The following is a 3,498-nucleotide window of genomic DNA, read 5'->3' as shown; positions in this document are numbered from 1 at the left end:
CCGTCGGCGGGTAAGAAGACATTAAAACCGTCATAGCTGAGAAGGTTCCGACCGCGAGGAGAGTAGCGCTCAGAAAAACCACCATTCCCGGAACGGCAGAGAGGTATAGCATCGCGGGAATCGCTATGGCGAAGGTTATCGCGAGGCCGAAGTAGAACGACGCCTGAAAGTCGCCGAGGAGCACCGTTGTAAGCGATACAGGAGCCGTTATGAGCCTCTCGAAGGTTCTTCCGCGGCACTCCCACGGGATTATCGTCGGACCGACAGCCGTGGAGGTGAAGAAGGCAGTCATCGCCGTTAAGCCCACGAAGAGTCTGTCCTGAGGGAGGTTCCTACCGATAAGGAAGGCTAAGAAGAGGAAGAAGGGAAAGAGAAGGCCCATTATAACGACAGGCCCCTTGAGGTAGAAGATGAGCATGTCCTTCTTGGCTATAGCGAAGGAGCGCTTCAGCTGCTCAATCATTCTTACCACCGATCAGCTCCATGAAAACGTCCTCTAAGGAGGGCGAGAGCGTTCTAAGGCTGACTATGCGGAGGTTCTTCTCTTCCGCATGGCGGACGAGCTCCTTAACAGTTGTATCGGGGTCGTCGGTGTATATCTTCACCTTGTCGCCCATGGTCTCGACCTTTAAAGCGGAGGAGAGAACCGACGGGTCAAACTTCATAGGCTCGAAGCTCACCTCCACCGAGATGCGCCCCTTGACGATCTGCTTCAGCTTTTCGGGCGTGTCTATCGCTATAAGCTTTCCTCGCCTGATTATCCCAATCCGCTCGCAGAGCTCGTTGGCGTCGTCCATGTTGTGTGTCGTCAGGAATATTGTCTTTCCGGCCTTCTTCTCCTCCCTGATCACGTCCTTTATAAGGCGTGCGCTTATGACATCAAGGCCGCTCGTCGGCTCATCCAGGAAGTAAAGCTCTGGATCCGCTATCATAGCCATCGCGATGATCAACCTCTGTTTCATACCCTTCGAGAAGCCCCTAACCTTTGCATTCCGCTTCTCGTAGAGGTCAAACTCCCTGAGGAGCTCGACTGAGCGTCTCTCTATTTCAGCCCGCGACATGCCGTAGAGCTCGCCCATCAGACGGAGGTTCTGCATCGCAGTCAGGTCAACGTAGGGGTTCGCCATCTCGGGGACGATCCCCATCCTCTCCCTCGCCCTTATCTTCTCGCGTTCGTCGAGCATGTCATAGCCGAGAACCCGCACTTCTCCCCTGCTCGGTTTGAGGATGCCGGTCAGCATCCTTATCGTCGTGGTTTTTCCCGCCCCATTAGGCCCGAGAAAGCCGAAGACCTCACCGGACTCCACGGAGAAGCTCACGCCGTCAACCGCTAAGAACGAGCCATAGTATTTCGTGAGGTTGACCGCTTCTATGGCCTTCTCCATCCTTCACACCGGAATGAAAATCTTTTCAGGAGTTAAAAAGGTTGGGGTAGCCCAGAAGTCGGAAGCCGTTCGAGCCCACACAAATGTGCGGAATATATTTCGTATAAACCGCACCTCAATTGAACTAAAGCTTATATATTCAGGAGAGAGCGGGTTTTAGGTGACCCTAATGAAAGGAGATTACCCTAGGTTATTCGAGCCTATAGACATCGGGAAGGTTCGTCTCATGAACAGGGCAGTTTTCCCGCCGATATCGACGAACTTCGCCCTGGAGAACGGCAGGCTGACCGAGAGGTTCGTCAGGCACTACGAGAGGCGCGCGAGGGGTGGTGTTGGACTGATAATCGTCGAGAACACCTCTATAGACTTCCCGGAAGGAAAGCACATGCCCTTCCAGCCGAGGATAGACTCAAAGGCCGTCCTCAAGGACTGGGAATGGCTGGCCTTCGAGGTGCACAAGCACGAAGGGGTTAAGCTCTCCATCGAGCTCGCCCACGAGGGGTGGAAGAAGATAGGAGTTGATTACCTCTCGCCTGAGAAGGTGGAGGAGCTGGTGGGGAAGTTCGCCTACTCCGCGAGATTGGCCATGGAAGCGGGCTTCGACATGGTCGAAGTGCAAGCTGCTCACGGTCTCCTCATCAACCAGTTCCTCTCACCGCTGACCAACCACCGCGACGACGAGTGGGGCGAGCCGACGAGGTTCGCGGTTGAGGTGAGGAAGCGCATAGCGAAGGAGTGCGGCCGGGACTTCCCGGTTACGATAAGGCTCGCGGTGGATGACTTCCTGGAGGGTGGTATAAACCTGAGCATGGGGCGCGAGATAGCCCTGGAGCTTGCCAAAGCGGGCTACGACATGATACAGGCAGATATAGGCCTCGGCCCGAAGGAGAAGCGCCTCGAGCCGATGCACTATCCCCAGGCCTGGCGCGCCTACCTGGCTGAGAAGATAAGGCCCCTACCGGTTCCGGTGGCGGCAGTGGGGATGATAAGGGAGCCGGCGGTTGCAGAGAGGGTTCTTGAGAGGCAGGCAGACCTCGTCGTCCTTGGAAGGACTTTAATAGCAGACCCGGACTGGGTCAGGAAGGTCGCCGAGGGAAAGGAGCACCTCATAAGACGCTGCATCGGGTGCAGCGAGTGCATCAAGGCAGTCCACGACGAGAAGGGGCCGATAAGGTGCGGCGTCAACGCCAACGTCGGGAACGAGGAGGATATTTTCCCCGCTCCGAGGAAGCGCGTTGTGGCGATAATCGGTGCCGGCCCAGGGGGACTTGAGGCGGCGAGGGTGGCGGCGCTCAGAGGGCACGAGGTTCACCTCTTCTATGAGATCTTCGGCGGCCAGCTCGTCCTCGCGAAGGTTCCTCCGGGGAAGGAGAAGATAGGCTGGCTCATCGAGTACTACCGCAACGTTTTAGCCGAGATACCCAACATCCACCTCCACGAAGGGAAAGTCACCAAAGATGACATCATGAAGCTCAACCCGGAGGTCGTGGTAATGGCCACCGGCGCGAAGCCGTTCCTGCCGTGTTCCGGCGAGAGGGGTCTTATAGTTCCCTTCGACAGAATCCTCAGGGGAGAGGTGAAGGTCGAGGGCAAAGAAGTCCTCATCGGCGGCGGGGGACTCGTAGGGGTAGAGACGGCCCTCTACCTAGCGGAGTTCAACAACCGCGTGAAGATAATCAAGCGCAGTCCCGCGATACTCCCTAACGTCGAGAGGATAACCCGTGGCTACCTCCTGAGGGAGCTTGAGGAGAGAGAAATTCCCATAATTATCAACAGGAGGTTCGTGGAAGCGGGAGAAGGCTACGCAATCGTCGAGAACACCGAAACCGGGGAGAAGGAGATGATCAGGTGCGACGTCATCGTTGGGGCCTTCGGCATGAGGCCCTACGTGCCCTTCGTCATAGACGGCGTTGAGTACCATATCATTGGGGACGCCAAGTCTGTCAGGAACATAGCCAGCGCCGTAAAGGAGGGCTACGAGGTCGGAAGGAAGCTCTGAGTTTTCTCTCCACTTTCCCTATTCTCCCATCCCATGGAAAAGCTGATTAACCATTCCTACCAAAGGCCATCGTGGTCGGGATGCGCCGGGTCTGGTGCGGTGAAAACGGGGCTG

General features: G+C 56.5%; 2 protein-coding genes and 1 pseudogene. 1 reads left to right on the top strand and 2 read right to left on the bottom strand.

The features are described 5' to 3' along the window. Together MVD07_RS00545 and MVD07_RS00540 are read right to left on the bottom strand one after the other, a co-directional pair. Positions 1-463 (bottom strand): annotated as a pseudogene (locus MVD07_RS00545) (ABC transporter permease); the annotation flags it as partial. Then, positions 456-1,385, bottom strand: coding sequence for an ATP-binding cassette domain-containing protein (locus MVD07_RS00540; RefSeq protein WP_297497168.1), 930 nt, complete (start codon positions 1,383-1,385; stop codon positions 456-458). The gene MVD07_RS00540 and the pseudogene MVD07_RS00545, both read right to left, overlap by 8 nt. A 169-nt stretch (positions 1,386-1,554) precedes the next feature. Here MVD07_RS00540 and MVD07_RS00535 point away from each other — a divergent pair, with 169 nt between their 5' ends. After that, positions 1,555-3,384, top strand: a complete 1,830-nt coding sequence (locus MVD07_RS00535) for an FAD-dependent oxidoreductase (protein WP_297497171.1) — start codon at positions 1,555-1,557, stop codon at positions 3,382-3,384. The last annotated feature ends 114 nt before the right edge of the window (positions 3,385-3,498 follow it).

Origin of the sequence: Thermococcus sp. (assembly GCF_027008145.1) — an archaeon.
Taxonomy (GTDB): Archaea; Methanobacteriota_B; Thermococci; order Thermococcales; family Thermococcaceae; genus Thermococcus.
The sequence above is the reverse complement of the archived record's forward strand: the minus strand, read 5'-3'. Positions and strand labels throughout refer to the sequence as shown.

What these genes read in the sequence shown, in the direction of transcription:
- MVD07_RS00535 (WP_297497171.1), top strand. Translation starts at nt 1,555, where the DNA reads ATGAAAGGAGATTACCCTAGGTTATTCGAGCCTATAGACATCGGGAAG.
- MVD07_RS00540 (WP_297497168.1), bottom strand. Translation starts at nt 1,385, where the DNA reads ATGGAGAAGGCCATAGAAGCGGTCAACCTCACGAAATACTATGGCTCG.